Here is a 17,838-nt window from a genome sequence, read left to right as displayed (position 1 = left end):
GTGGTTAACACATTGAAACGGAAATTGGAACTTCACAGGTGTATTCGTCCTCCTAATATGAACATCTCAGCAAAGGGGAATTATTTGCTGCCTTGAAACCCGGAGGAAATATGAACGCTCACCTAACGATGACAGCTCAGGGTTTATAACGCTCCGTGACAATGCTTTCCTTTCCCCCTTCAGACAAATTTACTGCGTCCCGCATCAAAATGTGGCGAAATTCTTTGTCTGATTGGTCAAATCAAGGTGTTTTGGCACCAGGTCGGGAAATCATTGCGGGCGAAGTCGATCAGCAAAGCTCTCAACAAACCCCACAGGAACACCGAGAAACGGCCCAATTTTGCAACCCGGCAAAATGTGATTCTTTTGACCCGCATGCGCCGCAGGCACTACACTTACCGAGTCGGCCTGTCTTTGAACAAAGACGAGGAGAAGGTCAGCCGTAACAGTTTGGTCAACATATGAAGCCGGGAATTCCCAAGCTTTATCGTGATCAGCAGGGCTCGGAAACACTTTCACCAAACCGCCAAAATCTGCGGTTTGCCACCAGGAGGAAAAAATGACAGCGAAAAAAATGATGATGGCTTTGGCCACAGCAGGAATGACAATGGGATCGGCGGCTTTTGCGGCAGACCTGCCCGGTGCAGGCGTAGAGGTCTCTCCGATTAAGGGCAGTACAGCGAACGCATGGTTCCAGCATATTATTGTCAGAAAAGGTCTGGAAAAGCTGGGCTATGAACTGGAAGAAACGCAGGAAGCCGATTACCCTGCGGTGCATCTGTCGATCGCTTCAGGCGATACGACTTATACGTTCAACCACTGGAAACCGTTGCACAACAGCTTTTATGACAAGTCCGGCGGCAACGATGTGATGACGCGGGTCAAAGCTGGCGTAAAAGGCGCAGGCCAGGGATTTTATATCGACAAGAAAACCGCTGAAGCGCATGGCATCACCAATATCGGCCAGATGACTGATCCCGCAATTGCGGCCTTGTTTGACGCGAATGGCGACGGCAAAGCGAACCTGTCGGGTTGTAACCCGGGCTGGGGATGTGAGCTGGTGATCGAAGGGCATTTGGACAAGTTTGACCTGCGTGACTCGATTCACCACGATCAGGGCAGCTATTTCGCCATCATGGCCGACACCATCACGCGCTACAACGAAGGTGGGTCGATCTTTTATTACACATGGACACCCAACTGGATCAGCGACGTTCTGATTCCCGGCACAGACACTGTGCAGATTGGCGTGCCTGCCAGTGACGACAGCACAACAGTTGCGGCCGACGGTACCGACCCGGGGTTTGCGGTGAACGACATCTATATTGTCGCCAACAACGACTTCCTCAAAGAGAATCCGGCGGCTGCCGCGTTCTTTGAACAGGTCGACGTTCCGATTGGAGCCATCAACGCCCAACAGGTGAAGGTCAAAGAAGGTGAGGATACGCTGGAAGATTTCTATCGCCACGCCGAAGCCTGGATTGCTGCCAATCAGGCGGAATTCGACAGCTGGGTTGCCGCCGGAATGGCCGCTGCCAACTAAAACTCCCCTACTGGAGCGCGGCTTGGTCCGCGCTCCCCTTTTTTGAGGTCAGTTCATGAGCAACGCCCAGATCGAATGCCGGGATTTGTGGAAAATCTACGGTGCGAATTCCCAGAAAGCCATGGAAGCGGTTCTGAAAGACAACCTTACCAAAGAGGAAGTCCGAGATCAGTTCGACTGTGTGCTTGGAGTCCGAAACGCCAGCTTTTCCGTTAAAGAAGGCGAAATTTTTTGCATTATGGGCCTGTCAGGCTCGGGGAAATCCACCCTTGTGCGCCACGTTAATCGCCTGATTGAACCAACGTCGGGACAAATTCATGTGGCCGGCCAACGGGTGGATACGATGGCCGAACCCGAACTACGTCTTCTTCGGGCAGAAACCATTGGCATGGTGTTTCAGCACATGGCGCTGTGGCCGCACAGAACACTGGGTGAAAACGTCGGATTTGGTCTTGAGGTCCGTGATGTGCCCTATGAGGCCCGCCGTGAGGCTGCGATCAAAGCGCTGGAAGCGATGGATCTGAGCGGCTGGATTGACCATTACCCCGATCAGCTTTCTGGCGGAATGCAACAGCGGGTCGGATTGGCACGCGCTTTGGCCGCTGACCCTGAAATCCTGCTGATGGATGAACCATTCTCGGCTTTGGATCCGCTGATCCGCCGACAATTGCAGGATCAGTTTCTGGAACTGTCTGCAAAGCTCAAGAAAACAACACTGTTCATCACCCATGATCTGGATGAAGCGATCCGCATGGGGGACCACATCGCAATTATGAATGATGGCGAAATCGTTCAGATCGGGACACCCGAAGAGATCGTGACCAACCCCAAAGACGACTATGTCGCTGAGTTTGTCAAAGGCATCAGCCGAGTCAGCCTCGTGCATGCCGAGACTATCATGGAGCCGCTGGAAGGGCGCGCAGCCACAAACAAAACCATTCAGACAGGGGCCGAGTTGAGCGCAATCATTGATTGCTTTCTTGACGACCAAGAGCCGCTGACTGTTGTCGATCCGGATGGCAATTCGGTTGGTCATATCACCATCAAGGCCGCGTTGACGGCGCTGCGCGGATAGGAGAAACGAAAATGGATCTCTGGGATATCTTCGATAAAGAATGGGTGCCGGTTGGGGCCTGGGTTGAACAATTTCTTAACTGGGTTGTGTCCAATTTCCGCTTTATTTTCCAAGCAATTAAAGTGCCATTTGATTTTGTGTTGAGCGGTCTGGAAGACACGCTGACCGGTGCGCCCGATCTGGTCATGCTGGCTGTAATTACGCTGGTGGCCTGGCAGGCTGGCGGGCGACGTCTGGGGCTGATTTCGGCATCCTGTATGCTGGCCATCGGGCTGATGGGGGCTTGGGAAGAAAGCATGACCACCTTGTCCATTGTGCTGACTTGCGTGGTGTTCTGTTCGATCATTGGCATTCCGCTGGGCGTGGTGGCGGCCAAACGTGATCGGTTCTGGTACGTGTTGCAGCCCTTTTTGGATCTGATGCAGACCATTCCGTCTTTTGTGTATCTCGTGCCTATCGTGATGCTGTTCTCGATCGGCAATGTCTCGGGGGTTATCGTGACCTTTATTTACGCCCTGCCACCGGTTGTGCGCCTGACCAACCTGGGTATCCGACAGGTGCGCCCCGACATGGTCGAAGCCGCGCGCGCCTTTGGCGCCAGCAAACGGCAAACTCTGTACAAAGTAGAACTGCCTTTGGCGATGCCAACCATCATGGCTGGCGTCAACCAGACGATCATGATGGCGCTGTCGATGGTGGTCGTGTCTTCGATGATTTCGGTGACCGGTCTGGGACAGATGGTTTTGCGCGGTATCGGGCGTCTGGATATGGGGCTGGCGACCGTGGGTGGTCTTGGCATTGTGTTTCTTGCTGTGGTGATTGACCGGGTGTCGCAAAGCTTTGGTATCTCTGCGCGCGATCGTGGACATAAGAAATGGTACGAAACTGGCCCGATTGGTTTCTTGCGATCAAAAATCCTCAAGAACTGATCAAGGACTAATCCATGTCGCAACAACCGAATATCCTGTTCCTTCAGGTCGACCAACTGACCGCGTCAGCCTTGCGCACCTATGGCGATCAGTCCTGCCACTCTCCGGCGTTGGATCATCTGGCGGACAATGGCGTGGTGTTCGAAAACGCCTATTGCAACTTTCCGCTCTGTGCCCCGTCACGGTTTTCCATGGCCACAGGGCAGCTTTGCTCCAAAGTTGGGGCCTATGACAATGCAGCCGAGTTTTCAGCAGAAGTGCCAACCTATGCGCATTATTTGCGCGAACTTGGCTATCAGACCAGCCTGTCTGGCAAGATGCATTTCATCGGCCCTGACCAGTTTCACGGGTTCGAAAAGCGGCTGACGGCAGACTTGTATCCCGCTGACTTTAGCTGGGTGCCAAATTGGGAGGACGAAGGCGATCGCGACACCAATGATGCCCGCGCCATCCTGATATCTGGTATCGCCGAACGCACGGTGCAGATGGACTATGACGAAGAGGTCACGTTCAAAGCGGTGCAGAACATCTATGATCTGGCGCGGTCAAATGACAAGCGTCCGTTCTTTATGCAGGTGAGTTACACCCATCCACACGAGCCTTATCTGTGCCGCAAGGAATATTGGGATCTGTATGAAGACAAGGATATCCCCTTGCCCGCAGTCGGCCCCTTAAACGAACAGGATCACGATCCGCATTCGGTGCGGCTGTTGAATGATTTCGGCATGCTTGAGCACCGCTTTAAAGACGAAGAGGTGCTGCGGGCGAAACGGGCATATTATGGCGCGATCAGTTATATCGACGCGATGATCCAGCAATTGCTGGACGCTCTGAAAGCCACCGGCGCAGATCAAAACACTGCAATTGTGTTTACGTCAGACCACGGCGAAATGCTGGGTGAACGCGGCATGTGGTTCAAAAAGCATTTCTTTGAACATTCCATGCGTATTCCGATGTTCATCTATGCCCCCTGGCTTGACGCCCAGCGCGTATCGGAACTGACGTCGCTGGTTGATCTGGTGCCCACGTTCAACAGTCTGGCGACCGAAGGGCAATGGTCTGCCACGGCAGAGCCGTTGGAAGGCAGCGACCTGATGACGTTGATTGATCGGGGCAATCCGCCGCCGGAGCGCGCGGTTTACGGCGAGTATCTGGCCGAAGCCACTCCCGCTCCGATTTTCATGATCCGGCGCGGCAAATACAAATTCATCACCTCCTCGCACGATGGTCATCTGCTGTATGATCTTGAGGCGGACCCCACCGAGGTCAACAATCTGGCTGAAGACGTCAACCATCAGGACGTGGTCGCACGGTTTGTAGATGAAGCCCGCGCCAAATGGGACACGGATGCGCTGAACACTCAAATCAGGCTCAGCCAGAAACGTCGGGCCGTGGTACGAAACGCCACCAGCACCGGTGTCAAAACCCGTTGGAATCATGATGAAAAACCGGGGGACGAGGTTCTGTGGTATCGTGGTGAAGGTGGGTACAACGAATGGGCCTTTAACCACCTTCCGTCAAAAGCCTGACCCCTTCAGAAGGAACGCGCGATGCCTGCAACAAGACCCAACATTTTGGTCATTCAGGCAGACCAGCTCGCCGCGCAGGCTTTGTCGCTCTATGGAGGGGCGGCGAAAACGCCCAATCTGGACCGGTTGGCCAGCGAGGGCACGGTGTTTCGGAATTTTTACTGCAACTACCCCCTGTGCGGCCCGTCGCGCGGCTCAATGTTAACCGGGCAACTGGCCAGCAAGGTTGGTGTTTATGACAATGCCGCAGAGCTGCCGGCCTCCGAGCCAACTTTTGCGCATTTCCTGCGTCGTGCGGGGTATCACACCTGCCTGAGTGGCAAGATGCATTTTGTCGGCCCCGATCAGCTACACGGGTTTGAAGAACGGCTAACGGCCGAGATTTACCCCGCCGATTTCGCATGGCTGCCGGATTGGACAACCGGCGAAAAAGGTTTTGAGCCGATGCGCAACACCATCGAAAATGGTGGTGTCTGTGCGTGGAATATGCAGATCGCCTTTGACGAAGAGGCCACGCAAAAGTCGGTTCACAAGTTGTTTGAATACGCGCGCGCGCCAGACGATCCGTTTTTCCTGTTTGTGTCCCTCAGCCATCCACATCATCCGTTTCTGACACAGCCCGAATATTGGGAGATGTACCGCGAAGAGGAGGTTCCCGAACCCACCGTTGACCGCCTGCCAGACGCCAATCTTGATCCACACAGCCAAAGGTGCCGCAAAATGATCGGGCTGGATCACAGTGATGTCAGCGCCGACCACGCGCGTCAGGCCCGGCATGCCTACTACGGGTCAATCTCGTATTTCGACGCCAAAGTCGGGCAAATCATTGAGGCGCTGGAGGCCTCCGGGCTGAAAGACGACACCGCAATCATCGTCACCGCAGATCACGGCGAAATGCTGGGTGAACGCGGATTGTGGGCCAAGGACTGTTTTTTTGAATGGGCCATGCGGGTGCCTTTGATCGTCCACCTTCCCGGCCAGTCACAGACCCCCATGGTGGAACAGAATACATCGTTGATGGATTTGCTGCCGACCTTTCTGGATATCGCCGGAGCCGACGTTGGGCAGGATCACTGCAACCAGGATCATTGTGATCTGGAGGGCGCGAGCCTGCTGGGCCTGGTGACCGGAGCAGCCGAGGATTGGTCTGACGAAATTCTTGCGGAATACACAGCAGATGCCACCACCACGCCGATCATCATGATCCGCAAAGGCCCCTACAAATACATCGCCTCGACAGATGATCCCGAGATGTTGTTTGATCTGAGGGTTGATCCAAATGAACTGAACAATCTGGCGGAACATGCCGACAGCGCAGAGCTTCTGTCGCAGTTTCGCGCCCGGCAGGCGGAGGTCTGGGATCTGCCCAGACTGAACGACAAAATCCGCCGAAGCCAGAAGAAGCGCGATGTTGTCCGTGATGCGTTGAAACAGGGGCGGGCCGAGCCGTGGGATTTCATCCCCAAGCCGGACTATAGCGACACCTATGTGCGGTCAGCCAACAGCCACGAGGTGATTGACCGAAAGGTGCGGCTCCCGGCCAAGGGATACCCGCTGCCGAAAAACCACTAGACCTTTCTCCACACGACTATGGCAGGCTGAGTTTGGCCATACGCCCACCATCCACGGTGTACACTTGCCCGGTGACAAAACCGCTTTCTTCAGCCGCCAGAAAGGCAACCAAAGCAGCCACTTCGTCAGGGTGTCCGGTGCGGCCCACCGGGTGGATTTTGCCGATCTCACGGCGAAACGCGTCCGGGTCATCCATGCTGTCGATGAAATCCAGATTAAGGTCGGTGTCGATCCAGCCCGGCGCGATGGCGTTGCAACGCACGCCATCAACACCGTGATCCACCGCCACGGCGCGCGTCAGCCCGTGCAACCCTGCCTTGGACGCGCAATAGGCGGCGTGACTGGGATTGCTGCCCAGACCTTCGATGGACCCAATGTTGACGATACTGCCTTTGGCTGAACGCAGATGCGGCAGTGCGGCCTTAATCATCAGAAACGGCGCGGTCAGGTTCACGGTCAGCGATCTCTGCCAATCGCTCAGAGACATATCCTCGATACCCGCTTCCTGCATCATACCGGCGTTATTGACCAGAACATCAAGCCGCCCTGCCCGGCCAACCATTTCCGCAATCACTTTGGCAGGGCTGGCAGGATCCGTGAAATCGGCGGATATCCAGTCAAACTCGGGGTCTGCGCTGCGCTGAGCCGTCACAACAAGCGCGCCCTCATTGCGCAACCGTCGGGCAATGGCCTGCCCGATGCCGCTGCGCCCGCCAGTCACAAGCGCGGTTTTGCCTTCAAAACGTGTCATCCGACGGGCTTGCCTCCGTTCACTTCAACCAGTTCCCCACAAATATAGCGCGCGTGGGGGGACGCCAGAAACAACACCACTTCGGCAATGTCTTCGGGTTGCGCGATACGGCCAAGAGGAACCGTTTTGCCAAGCTCTGCCACTGCCGTTGAGGGATCAAATCCGCGCATTTCAAATCCGGTGCGCAACATTGGCGTGTCAACTTCGTTTGGGCAAACTGCGTTGATGCGGATGCCCTGATGGGCATGGTCACGTCCCATACATTGGGTGAGCGACGCAATCGCGGCCTTGGTCATACAATAGACCGCGTGGTCCGGTCCGGGATGCACCCCCCAACACGAGGCAGTGTTGACGATTGCCCCGCTGCCCTGTTCTGCCATCAACGCAATGGCCGACCGGCAAATCCGAAACGGCGCTTTGACGTTGACCGCCACCGACAGATCAAAGTCCTCATCTGTGCTGGCAGTGACTGGCCCGCGTCGCATGATACCTGCATTGTTGATCACGATGTCCAGACCACCAAGAGCGTCCATGGCCGCTGCGGGCAACCCATTTGCATAGTCGCCATCGGTCAGGTCGCCCGGCAAATACGCCTCGGCCTCAAGTCCCGACACATCCTTGTCGGCCACTGCGGCTTTGGCCCCTGCTGTACGTAGCATCCGAACGATAGCCGCACCAATGCCGCCAGCCGCGCCCGTCACCAATGCGTGTTTTCCAGTGAAATCCATGATCGCTCCTCAGAAGGACGCCGCCGAAGCGCCAAATTGTGTTTCGTCTGGCACCACGCCCAGCCCCGGGCCTTTGGGCAATGCGATATGACCGTCCTTAATTTTAATACCGTTGACCGGGTCATAATGCCCTTTGATATAGGGCTGCGCCAACCAGACACCTTCCAATAGCCGTGGCTGAACTGTGGCGCCGATGTGGGTGCAGGCCGCCGCGATAATATCGCCGCCCCAGGAATCATCGCAGGTATGGGGCATGGATCGCGCCTCGCAGATGTCGCGGAATGTGGCCATCGCATGCAGGCCACCGATGCGCGTGACTTTCATCCCGAACCCGTCGCATATGCCATCCCCAACAGCGCGCAACACAGTGTTCAGATCAACGGTGTTCTCATCAAGATAGATCGCATGGCCAACTTGCGCGCGAATGGCGCCAATTTCTTCGATGGTATTGCAGGGTTGTTCCATGATGAAAGGAATTTCCGCACACTCGCGGGATACGCGCAACACGTCCCGCGTGGTCCAACCCCGGTTGCCATCAACCGCCAGCCGCATCTTTAGGCCAACCGTTTCCCAGACCTTGTGGATCACCTCGATATCAATCTCAACCGGGCGCCCCCCGACTTTGATCTGCATCCGGGGATAGCCTTCGGCGCTTTTTTCTCCGGCGAGCCGCGCGATATCATCCGGGGTGCCCACACCGCTGGCATAATAGGACGGCACATTTTCGGTCATCGCGCCCCCCAACAGATCAGCCACCCGCAATCCTGTTGCCTTGCCCATAAGGTCATAGGCGGCGATATCAATGGCGGCTTTGGCATAGCGGTGACCATTCAACAAACCATCCATCGCCCGCCGCAACGCCAGAGGATTGATTTCGGTCCCGACCAGTTTCGGCGCCATCTCAGACAGTGCCGCAAGCGCCCCCAACGCATGGCTTTCGGCATAGGTGGGGCCCACAGGACAGGTCTCTCCCCAGCCGACAAGGCCATTGTCGGCCACCATTTTCACCAGCGTTGTTTTAAGGGACCAGACCTCGGCGTTTGCCATCGTATAGGGGCCGTTTTCAACCGGCAGATCGTGTTGGTAAATATGGAGTTCTTTGATCTTCACGGATGCCTCCTCAGATTTCAGCGAATACCGACGACAAATCGACCGGTTTTAAAACCCGCCCCCCAAAGGGTTCAATATGGGCGCGCTTCGATGTCCGATGTCTTTGTGCCAAGCTTGCGAGCGCAAAGCATAGATTTCTTGCCAGTTTCCGAAGCCTGTTGACTGAATCCGACCTTGCAAGGCGATGGTCTCATGCCTGCCTCAGGAAATTTTTGGCCCGAGGTTTGGGGGCCGGAATTTCAAATGGAAAAAGCCGCCTCAAAAGGCGGCTTTTGGTTGTTAGGCGCATTTAGACCTGTTCTGCCTTTTGCAAGCGGCAGGAATTGGTGTTTGCGCGGGCCTCTATTTGGACCCGATCTGGCTAAAGATCTTGTCCTTGGCGTCACCAATCGTGAAGCTGCCGGGTTTTTGACGCGGCGGGAATTCTTCAAATGTGTCAAGGAACTGGCTGACGTAGGCCGCTGCTGGCAACAGCAGATAGACGCGGTCAATGTACCAGTCCCAGTAGGTGTTTGAAGTCACCGATGCACGTTCATAAGGGTCACGGCGCAGGTTAAACAGCAGTGGAATACGCAATTCGGTCCAAGGCTCGGCCCAGGCCTGCAGCGTTTGTGGATAGCGATGCTCAAGGAAAACAGCCTTCCAATCGCCATAACGCAGAGCTGTCAGGTCACCGTCATCCGAGAAATAGAAAATCTCCTGGCGCGGACCTTCGTTGGTTTCCCCGGTGAGGTACGGCAAGAAATTGTAACCATCCAGATGCACTTTGTATTCGCGCCCGATGGCCTGAACGCCACCATCTTTCAACTGTTCCTTGATATCCGGGTTCCCAGCCACAGCCACATAAGTGGGCAGCCAGTCCATGTGGTGCATGATGTCGTTGCTGATTGATCCGGCCTCAATTTTGCCCGGCCAACGCACCATGGATGGCACGCGCCAGCCACCTTCCCAGTTGGTGTTCTTTTCACCCCGGAACGGTGTCATTGCGGCATCTGGCCACGTGTTCATATGGGGGCCGTTGTCGGTTGAATAATGCACGATGGTGTTGTCGGCGATGCCCAACTCGTCCAGCAAATCAAGGAACTGACCAATGTGCAGGTCGTGTTCGATCATGCCAGCCTGATATTCATCCATATGCCGCCCGGCAAGCTCATCCGCTTTGAGGCGCATTTCGTCTTTGACGTGGGTGCGAAAGTGCATCCGTGTGCCAGACCACCACACGAACCAAGGCTCACCTTCTTCGTTTTTACGTCGAATAAAGTCCAGCGCAGCCTCTGTGGTTTCATCATCCACAGTTTCCATGCGCTTTTTGGTCAGCGGGCCGGTGTCTTCGATGGTGCCATCGGCGTTCGACTTAATCACACCGCGTGGACCAAAGTTTTCTCGAAATTCAGGGTTTGTTGGATAGTCTTCGTTCTCGGGCTCTTCTTCGGCATTCAGATGGTAAAGGTTGCCAAAAAACTCATCAAAGCCATGGTTTGTCGGCAACATTTCATCGCGGTCACCAAGGTGGTTTTTGCCGAATTGTCCTGTGCTGTAGCCTTGTGCTTTCAACAAGCCCGCAATCGTGGGGTCCTGGACTTGCATGCCCTCTTTGGCACCGGGCATTCCCACTTTGGACAGGCCCGTGCGGAACACCGATTGACCCGTAATAAAGGATGACCGCCCCGCTGTGCAGGATTGTTCGGCGTAATAATCGGTGAAAATCATGCCTTCTTTGGCCACGCGGTCAATGTTGGGCGTCTGATAGCCCATCATCCCCATTGTGTACGCCGAAATATTGGATTGGCCGATATCATCGCCCCAGATCACCAGAATGTTGGGTTTGTCCGCCTGGGCCCATGCAGGTGCCGCCAAAGCGACCACCGCGGCGGCGGTTCTGAGGACACCGCCCGTGCACCGCCCTAAAATGGATAATTGCAAAATCATAAAACTCTCCCCGATTTACGAATACTGGTACATTTAGATTGGCGCGGCGGCAGGGCAACTTTTCGGCGTAATTTTTTTGCCCTCGCGATTTAACTTCCTTTTTCTAAGAATTTCCAGTTCGCGGTGGCGATTTGGTGAGGCAGCGGGCTACATAGCCTAAGGCAGTCCCTTTTTGCGGAAAGACATCATGTTTCTTTTTCGATCTTTCATTTTTGGTTTTGGCCTTTTTCTGATCTGTCAGGCCACCCCCGGTCAGGCAGAACCTGCCTATATTGGCACCGACGCCTGCATTGCCTGCCACACGGATGAGGCCAAGGCCTGGGAAGGCTCACATCATGACTTGGCTTGGACGCCGCCATCCGAGGCCACCATTCTGGCCGACTTTGGTGATACATCTTTTACACTCGATGGTGTGACCTCGCGATTTTCCCGCGAAGGTGAAGATTTTATCATCGAGAGCGACGGGCCTGATGGCGAAATGACACGCTATCCGGTGGCGGCGGTGATCGGAGTGGCCCCGCTCCAGCAATATGCCGTCGAGACCGAACCGGGGCGCTTGCAAAGCTTTGATGTGCCTTGGGACATTGTGCGAAAAGAATGGTTCCATATGTATCCTGAACAGGGATTGAACGCCCAAAATGGCCTGCACTGGACCGGATCTTACAAAACATGGAATGCCCGTTGCGCCGAATGTCACGCCACGGATTATCAGCGCAATTACGATCCACAGACCCGCAGTTATTCCAGCACGCAAGCCGAGATAGGTGTGGGGTGCGAAGCCTGTCACGGACCGGGGTCTGCGCATGTGGACTGGGCCAATGACGTGCCCTCCAGAGAGGCCCAAAACACCCTGACAGACACCCGGCTGACCGTCGATTATGCCGCCGGAGATGGTGAAGTGCTGATCCAGCAATGTGCGGGTTGTCATTCGCGACGTGAACCGCTGTTGGGCGGCTCCCCTGCCCCCGGCACACCGTTCCACGACGCCTATCGCCTGTCCACGTTGCGTGCGCCGATTTACGAACCCGACGGTCAAATTCTGGACGAGGTTTATGTTTATGGGTCATTCCTGCAATCCAAGATGTACGCCAAGGGTGTGACCTGTAAAAACTGTCACGACGTGCATGCGGCCAATCTTGAGGCCGAAGGCAATGCGGTTTGCACCACCTGCCATTCCGAGGCAGGCAACAGTGATTTTCCGTCTCTGCCACTGGCCGAATATGACAGCGCAAAGCATCATTTTCACGAGGTCGACAGCAAAGGTGCAGAATGCAAAAGCTGTCATATGATCGAGCGGGTCTATATGGGTGTTGATGGGCGGCGCGATCATTCGTTCCGGGTGCCACGCCCTGATCTGACAGCCAAAACCGGCGCGCCAAATGCCTGTAACGATTGCCACGCCGACCAAAGCCCGCAATGGGCCGCGCGGCAGGTGGAGCGCTGGTATCCGAATTCGACCAACCGCGGGTCGCATTTTTCCGAGGTGTTTTTTGCGGCGCGTCAGGGCCGTCCCGAAATGGGGCGTTTGCTGGCGGACCTTGCGCTTTATGATGGCCTGCCCGCAATTGTTCGCGCCACCGCATTGGAGCAATTGCAGGCCTATATCACACCCGAACTGGCGGACGCAGTGGCGCCGCTTTTGCGGGATAAAAACCCAATGGTGCGCGCCAACACCGTGCCTTTGCAACGTTCTGCCAAACCGCAGGACATGATCGCTCGCCTGTTTCCCTTGCTGGAAGATACGCGGCGGGTGGTGCGGATTACGGCTGCGCGCGAGTTGCTGACAACTCCGGCAAGCGGCCTGTCAGGCGATCAAAGGTCGGCCATGAGCCGGGCATTCGGTGAATGGCAAAATGCGCTGCAGACCCGGTTGGATTATCCCGAAACGCATATGCAACTGGGCGGCATCGCCTTGACGACACGCAATTTTGCCGGTGCGCGGGCGGCCTTTCTTGAGGCCGTGCGGATGGACCCACAAATGGTACAGGCCTGGAGTATTATCATTCGCCTGAGCCTTGCCATGGAAGAACCTGACGCCGCACGGGCGGCACTGGTCGAGGCGCAAGCCGCCAACCCCGGTGACCCAACGATCGCGGGGCTGGCTGCGCAAATTCCGTAGTCTTAGCTTTGGTAGTACAGTGAGACCACGTGCTTGGCCTCGGCAAAGAACAGCCAGCGTCCGGCCATGATGCCGACCAGATGCGACAGGATCGCAACCAAGGCGAGCCCATGTGAAAACGGCAACACCGTCAGGCATAGAACGGGCACAATCACCCCCAAAGCCAGCGCAATCGCGCGCAGTTTGGCGCTGTGTTTGCGCCCCACCTGAAAGGCCATTTCCTTTAACAGATAGTTCTTGCCGGAATGCGGTGGCTCCAGCTGACGCACGGTGCCGATGCTGTCCAGCCCGGTTGCTGTGCCAAGGGTTGTGCCGGTGTCTTCAAAGCGTTGATCGCCCTGTTTCCAGGAGATCGCCAGGACCGCACCAAGGAGCGCCAGAAGGATCGCGGCTGCCGAGATTTGCCCCGCCAGCAAGGCACCGCCTGCGAGCGCGTGGGTGAGGAACAAGGCCGGTGTCCAACGCATGTTCCAACGCGGCACAGTTTTCAGCTGCGCGTAGATCATCGAGGTGGTGAACACGGTCCCAAGGCACAACAAGGCCCCGACCCAGCCCAAAATGGCCCAGTTCGCGTCGCAGAAAATACGACCAATCGCATAGGGTGCCATAACCAACAGGGCGGCAACGGAACAGACGCCTTCACGGCTGAGCCAACTTGTGCGCCATTGGCTGAACGCCTTGTGGGCATTGACCTTGTTGCCAAGGTGGAATGTTGCCGCCAAGAGGCCTGCGATGGCGAGACCATAGCCAATAAAGAAGAACACGAAAGCCGTCATGCCAGAGACATCCGGCAGACCAAGGCCCAGGAAAGCCAGCAGGCCAAAGCCCAATCCGCTAAGTGTGGTGAATACGATTACTGAGGGTGCCGGGTGCATCAGAGGGCCTCCAGTGCTTTGTCAAGCCAGGCCAGAAAGCCTTTGGGTTCTTCGGATTTCGGGGTCAGCGCCATATCAGCCAAAAGCGTATCCTTTTGACGGGGTGGCAGGTATTTGTTCACCGGTTTGGTGCCCATTTCCGGCATCAAGTCCATGCCTTCGCGCTCGGCGACCAGTTTGGACACATCGCTGCTGGGATCACCCAGATCACCAAAGTGACGGGCCCCTGCCGGACAAGTGCGCACGCAGGCAGGTTCACGATCTTCTTCGGGCAGGTTCTCGTTGTAAATGCGATCCACACACAGGGTGCATTTCTTCATGATGCCCGCCAGCGCGTCCAGTTCCCGCGCGCCATAAGGACAGGCCCAGGCACACAGGCCGCAGCCCATGCAGTCGTTTTCATTGACCAGAACAATGCCATCTTCGACCCGTTTATAGCTGGCGCCCGTCGGGCAGACGGTCACACAAGGCGCGTCTTCGCAGTGCAGACAGGATTTGGGGAAATGGATAGTTTGCGCACATCCCCCGGTATCCGGTGTCACCTCGAATGCATGTACGCGGTTGAGGAACGTACCTTCGGGTTCAGCGCCATACGCATCGATGTCCGACAGCGGGTTGCCATAGTTCGAGGTGTTCCATTCCTTGCAATTCACCACACAAGCGTGACAGCCGACGCAAGTGTCCAGATCAATCACAAGGCCCAGTTTTTTGTCGGCGGCTTCGGGAAGTGCAGTCATCAGAATTCCTCCCCGTAGGCCATGTCTTTGGGTCCCTGCCCGATGTGCGATTTCGACGCTTTATGCGCAGGCTCCGATGGGCCGCCCGGTGGGGCCTTTTCGATGCGCACGCGCAGATCAAACCACGCCGCCTGTCCGGTGACAGGATCGGAGTTCGCCCAGCGTTGGCCATCGCCCTTTTCAGGCAGCAACTCATTGATAAGATGGTTTAAAAGAAAACCCTTGGTGGCTTCGGGAGCGTCTTCAGAAAGCGCCCATGCACCACGTTTTTTGCCGATCGCGTTCCATGTCCAAACCGTATTAGGGTTCAGCGCATCCATACGCGCCACCGGCACTTTGATCTTGCCATGAACCGATGAGACATGCGCCCAGTCGCCCTCTTCAAAGCCTTTTTCATCCCAGATTTTGCCGGGAATATAGAGCCGGTTCACGTTGGTGATCTGGCGCAGCCATGCGTTTTGTGACCCCCACGAGTGATACATGTGCATCGGGCGCTGGGTCAGCGCGTGGACGGGGTATTCGTCGTGATCCACGGCGGCATCTTCAAACGGTTGCGACCATTCCGGCAGGGGCGTGAACGCCGCCTTCACACGCTCGCGCATGTTGTCGGGGGGCTGCACGTCACCATGCCCTTCGGCGGCGCGCTGCATTTTGCGCATCGGCTCAAGGTAGAGGTTGAACACGTAAGGTTGCGGTTTGTCGAACAGGCCGATCTTCACCGCCCAATCCTGATAGCCCGCGTTCCATGGTTTGTAGTAACTCGCGTCGTCCGGCACTTGGGTGTGCCAAAAGCCGCCGTTTTCGATATACCGATTCAGCTGTTCAGGATTCACGCTGCCCCGGCCTTCGCCGGTGCCGTCTTCGCCGCGGAAACCACCCAAGGGGCCCACACCGGGACGCCGTTCGTGGTTGACGATATAGTCGGCGTAATCGGCATATTTCTGGCTGCCATCTTCGTTGACAAACCCCGGCAGACCAAGCCGTGCACCCAGATCACACAGGGCGGATTGAAAGCCTTTGACGTTGCGGTCTGGTTCCACCACCGGCCAGCGGATGGCGTCGGCGGCAGCGTCCGCTTCACAGATCGGACGGTCCAGCATTGAGATGCAATCATGCCGCTCCAGATAGGTGGTATCCGGCAGGATTAGATCGGCGTAAGCCACTGTTTCTGAAGAATAAGCATCCGAGTAGATGATATGCGGGATCACATAGTCGCCATTGTCATCCTTGTCGGTGAGCATGCGCATCACCTCGGAGGTATTCATCGACGAATTCCATGCCATGTTCGCCATGTAAAGGAACAGCGTGTCGATCTTGTAAGGGTCCCCGGCATGGGCGTTTGAGATCACCATATGCATCATGCCATGCACCGAGAACGGGTTCTCCCACGAAAATGCCTTGTCGATGCGTTTGGGGGTGCCGTCGCCTTCGACCAACAGGTCCTCGGGGCCCATCGGATAGCCCAGATGCGGGCCTTTCATTGGCTGACCGGGTCCGTTCATGTCATGCGGTTTGGGATGGGCCTCGGGGGGTTTGGGATAAGGTGGTTTAAAGCGGAAACCGCCGGGCACTTCGACACTGCCCAAGAGAATTTGCAGGATGTGCAGCGCGCGACAGGTCTGAAAGCCGTTGGAATGCGCCGAAATTCCGCGCATGGCGTGGAAGCTGACCGGGCGCCCGATCATCTTGTCATGCTTTTCGCCTTTCCAGTCGGTCCAAGGCTGATCCAGAACAATTTCTTCTTCAAAGGCCACGCGGGCCAGTTCCGCCGCGACCGCACGAATTTTCTGAGCGGTCAGTCCACAACGTTCCGCCACTTCTTCCGGCGCATAGGCACCGTCCATGTATTTTTCGGCCAACAACTGGAATGCGGGGCGATAGGTGGTGCCACCCTGACGCAAATGCCCAGCCAGATCGGGGTTGATGCCCGGCGTATCGAAGGCCACGGCTTTGCCAGTGGCGCGATCCAGTACCAGCGCTTTGTCATCGTCACCACGCAGGAACAAGCCAAAGTCAGCCGCGCCTTCATCGGTGCTGACCAAGAACCCGGCATTGGTATAGCGGCACAGGTAATTCAGGTCGACTTTGCCTGCGCGCAGCAATTCATGGATGATCGACAGGATGAACAGCCCATCGGTGCCCGGCGTGATGCCGATCCATTCATCAGCAATCGCATTATAGCCCGAGCGGATTGGATTGACGCCAATGACCTTGCCGCCATTGGCCTTGAGCCGCCCCAGCCCGGCTTTGATCGGGTTGGAATCGTGGTCTTCGGCGACACCGAAGATCATGAACAGCTTGGCGCGGTCCCAATCGGGTTGGCCAAACTCCCAGAACGCGCCGCCCATGGTATAGATGCCAGCCGCCGCCATGTTGACCGAGCAAAACCCGCCGTGCGCGGCGTAGTTTGGCGTCCCGAACCCTTGGGCCCAGAAGCTGGTGAAACTTTGTGACTGATCGCGACCCGTGAAAAAGGCGAGCTTTTCCGGGGCGGTATCGCGCAGTGGCTTTAACCAGCCTTCAGCAATGTCATAGGCTTCATCCCAGCTGATCTCTTCGAACTCGCCTGATCCACGCGGACCAACACGTTTCATCGGCGCCTGAAGGCGGGCGGGCGAATAATGTTGCATGATCCCGGCGGAGCCTTTGGCGCATAACACACCCTTGTTCACCGGATGATCTTTGTTGCCTTCGATGTATTTAACTTTGCCGTCCTGAAGATGAACGTTGATGCCACAGCGACATGCACACATGTAACAAGTGGTCTGACGGACCTCATCCGATACCTTCGGAGATGGCCGCGCCTCCACTTTCCCAGCCTTGATATCGCCCATCTTTCCTCCGCTGCATTGGTTCGGCCACTTAGACAGCCTTTTGCCCTCAGAACATAAAGCCAAATTCTCAGGGCATATCAGTCCAGAAGTTTCATTTTTGATTAATG

At 56.2% G+C, this 17,838-nt stretch carries 13 protein-coding genes; 6 read left to right on the top strand and 7 right to left on the bottom strand.

Going from position 1 to position 17,838, the window contains the following annotated elements; genetic code table 11:
* The first annotated feature begins 559 nt into the window (after positions 1-559).
* From proX to betC (BUC32_RS07750), 5 genes are read left to right on the top strand one after another with little or no spacing between them, the layout of a single operon-like run.
* Positions 560-1,543: a glycine betaine/L-proline ABC transporter substrate-binding protein ProX gene (gene proX / locus BUC32_RS07770; protein ID WP_073251337.1), complete on the top strand. Its 984-nt coding sequence runs from the start codon at positions 560-562 to the stop codon at positions 1,541-1,543.
* A gap of 55 nt (positions 1,544-1,598) precedes the next feature.
* Positions 1,599-2,618 carry a quaternary amine ABC transporter ATP-binding protein gene (locus tag BUC32_RS07765; protein WP_073251335.1) on the top strand — a complete coding sequence of 340 codons (1,020 nt, stop codon included), beginning with the start codon at positions 1,599-1,601 and terminating at the stop codon, positions 2,616-2,618.
* 11 nt (positions 2,619-2,629) lie between these two features.
* The gene (locus BUC32_RS07760) at positions 2,630-3,547 is read left to right on the top strand and encodes an ABC transporter permease (RefSeq protein WP_073251333.1); all 918 of its coding nucleotides are present in this window, start codon (positions 2,630-2,632) and stop codon (positions 3,545-3,547) included.
* Positions 3,548-3,561: 14 nt separating this feature from the next.
* The gene (gene betC / locus BUC32_RS07755; RefSeq protein ID WP_073251331.1) at positions 3,562-5,076 is read left to right on the top strand and encodes a choline-sulfatase; all 1,515 of its coding nucleotides are present in this window, start codon (positions 3,562-3,564) and stop codon (positions 5,074-5,076) included.
* A 21-nt stretch (positions 5,077-5,097) separates the two neighbouring features.
* The gene (gene betC, locus BUC32_RS07750) at positions 5,098-6,648 is read left to right on the top strand and encodes a choline-sulfatase (protein WP_073251329.1); all 1,551 of its coding nucleotides are present in this window, start codon (positions 5,098-5,100) and stop codon (positions 6,646-6,648) included.
* Positions 6,649-6,664: 16 nt separating this feature from the next.
* Here the strand turns inward: betC (BUC32_RS07750) and BUC32_RS07745 are convergent, their stop codons facing one another.
* From BUC32_RS07745 to BUC32_RS07730, 4 genes are all read right to left on the bottom strand, one after another.
* Positions 6,665-7,399 (bottom strand): SDR family NAD(P)-dependent oxidoreductase, encoded by a 735-nt coding sequence (locus BUC32_RS07745; RefSeq protein ID WP_073251327.1) that lies wholly within the window; start codon positions 7,397-7,399, stop codon positions 6,665-6,667.
* Entirely contained in the window at positions 7,396-8,127 is a 732-nt protein-coding gene (locus BUC32_RS07740) for an SDR family NAD(P)-dependent oxidoreductase (protein WP_073251325.1), read from the bottom strand. The genes BUC32_RS07745 and BUC32_RS07740 overlap by 4 nt, the downstream gene beginning before the upstream one ends.
* A gap of 9 nt (positions 8,128-8,136) precedes the next feature.
* A complete protein-coding gene (locus BUC32_RS07735; RefSeq protein WP_073251323.1) occupies positions 8,137-9,237 on the bottom strand; it encodes a mandelate racemase/muconate lactonizing enzyme family protein in 1,101 nt (366 codons plus the stop codon).
* 342 nt (positions 9,238-9,579) lie between these two features.
* A complete protein-coding gene (locus BUC32_RS07730) occupies positions 9,580-11,166 on the bottom strand; it encodes an arylsulfatase (RefSeq protein WP_073251321.1) in 1,587 nt (528 codons plus the stop codon).
* Between the two features lie 187 nt (positions 11,167-11,353).
* Between BUC32_RS07730 and BUC32_RS07725 the strand changes: the two genes are divergently transcribed.
* A complete protein-coding gene (locus BUC32_RS07725; protein ID WP_073251319.1) occupies positions 11,354-13,285 on the top strand; it encodes a multiheme c-type cytochrome in 1,932 nt (643 codons plus the stop codon).
* 2 nt (positions 13,286-13,287) lie between these two features.
* Here the strand turns inward: BUC32_RS07725 and BUC32_RS07720 are convergent, their stop codons facing one another.
* Genes BUC32_RS07720 through BUC32_RS07710 form a run of 3 tightly spaced genes read right to left on the bottom strand, consistent with a single transcriptional unit; the run spans position 13,288 to position 17,731 of the window.
* Positions 13,288-14,160, bottom strand: coding sequence for a dimethyl sulfoxide reductase anchor subunit family protein (locus BUC32_RS07720; RefSeq protein WP_073251317.1), 873 nt, complete (start codon positions 14,158-14,160; stop codon positions 13,288-13,290).
* Complete coding sequence (locus BUC32_RS07715) at positions 14,160-14,897, bottom strand: 4Fe-4S dicluster domain-containing protein (RefSeq protein WP_073251315.1); 738 nt, start codon at positions 14,895-14,897, stop codon at positions 14,160-14,162. Before BUC32_RS07715 ends, BUC32_RS07720 begins: the two co-directional genes overlap by 1 nt.
* Positions 14,897-17,731, bottom strand: a complete 2,835-nt coding sequence (locus BUC32_RS07710; protein WP_073251314.1) for a molybdopterin oxidoreductase family protein — start codon at positions 17,729-17,731, stop codon at positions 14,897-14,899. Before BUC32_RS07710 ends, BUC32_RS07715 begins: the two co-directional genes overlap by 1 nt.
* Between the last annotated feature and the right edge of the window lie 107 nt (positions 17,732-17,838).

Source organism: Shimia gijangensis (genome assembly GCF_900142085.1).
Classification (GTDB): Bacteria; Pseudomonadota; Alphaproteobacteria; order Rhodobacterales; family Rhodobacteraceae; genus Shimia; species Shimia gijangensis.
The sequence above is the reverse complement of the archived record's forward strand: the minus strand, read 5'-3'. Positions and strand labels throughout refer to the sequence as shown.

Bases quoted from the DNA above. Each gene is read 5' to 3' on its own strand.
- proX (WP_073251337.1), top strand. From the start codon at position 560: ATGACAGCGAAAAAAATGATGATGGCTTTGGCCACAGCAGGAATGACA.
- BUC32_RS07765 (WP_073251335.1), top strand. From the start codon at position 1,599: ATGAGCAACGCCCAGATCGAATGCCGGGATTTGTGGAAAATCTACGGT.
- BUC32_RS07760 (WP_073251333.1), top strand. From the start codon at position 2,630: ATGGATCTCTGGGATATCTTCGATAAAGAATGGGTGCCGGTTGGGGCC.
- betC (WP_073251331.1), top strand. From the start codon at position 3,562: ATGTCGCAACAACCGAATATCCTGTTCCTTCAGGTCGACCAACTGACC.
- betC (WP_073251329.1), top strand. From the start codon at position 5,098: ATGCCTGCAACAAGACCCAACATTTTGGTCATTCAGGCAGACCAGCTC.
- BUC32_RS07745 (WP_073251327.1), bottom strand. From the start codon at position 7,399: ATGACACGTTTTGAAGGCAAAACCGCGCTTGTGACTGGCGGGCGCAGC.
- BUC32_RS07740 (WP_073251325.1), bottom strand. From the start codon at position 8,127: ATGGATTTCACTGGAAAACACGCATTGGTGACGGGCGCGGCTGGCGGC.
- BUC32_RS07730 (WP_073251321.1), bottom strand. From the start codon at position 11,166: ATGATTTTGCAATTATCCATTTTAGGGCGGTGCACGGGCGGTGTCCTC.
- BUC32_RS07725 (WP_073251319.1), top strand. From the start codon at position 11,354: ATGTTTCTTTTTCGATCTTTCATTTTTGGTTTTGGCCTTTTTCTGATC.
- BUC32_RS07720 (WP_073251317.1), bottom strand. From the start codon at position 14,160: ATGCACCCGGCACCCTCAGTAATCGTATTCACCACACTTAGCGGATTG.
- BUC32_RS07715 (WP_073251315.1), bottom strand. From the start codon at position 14,897: ATGACTGCACTTCCCGAAGCCGCCGACAAAAAACTGGGCCTTGTGATT.
- BUC32_RS07710 (WP_073251314.1), bottom strand. From the start codon at position 17,731: ATGGGCGATATCAAGGCTGGGAAAGTGGAGGCGCGGCCATCTCCGAAG.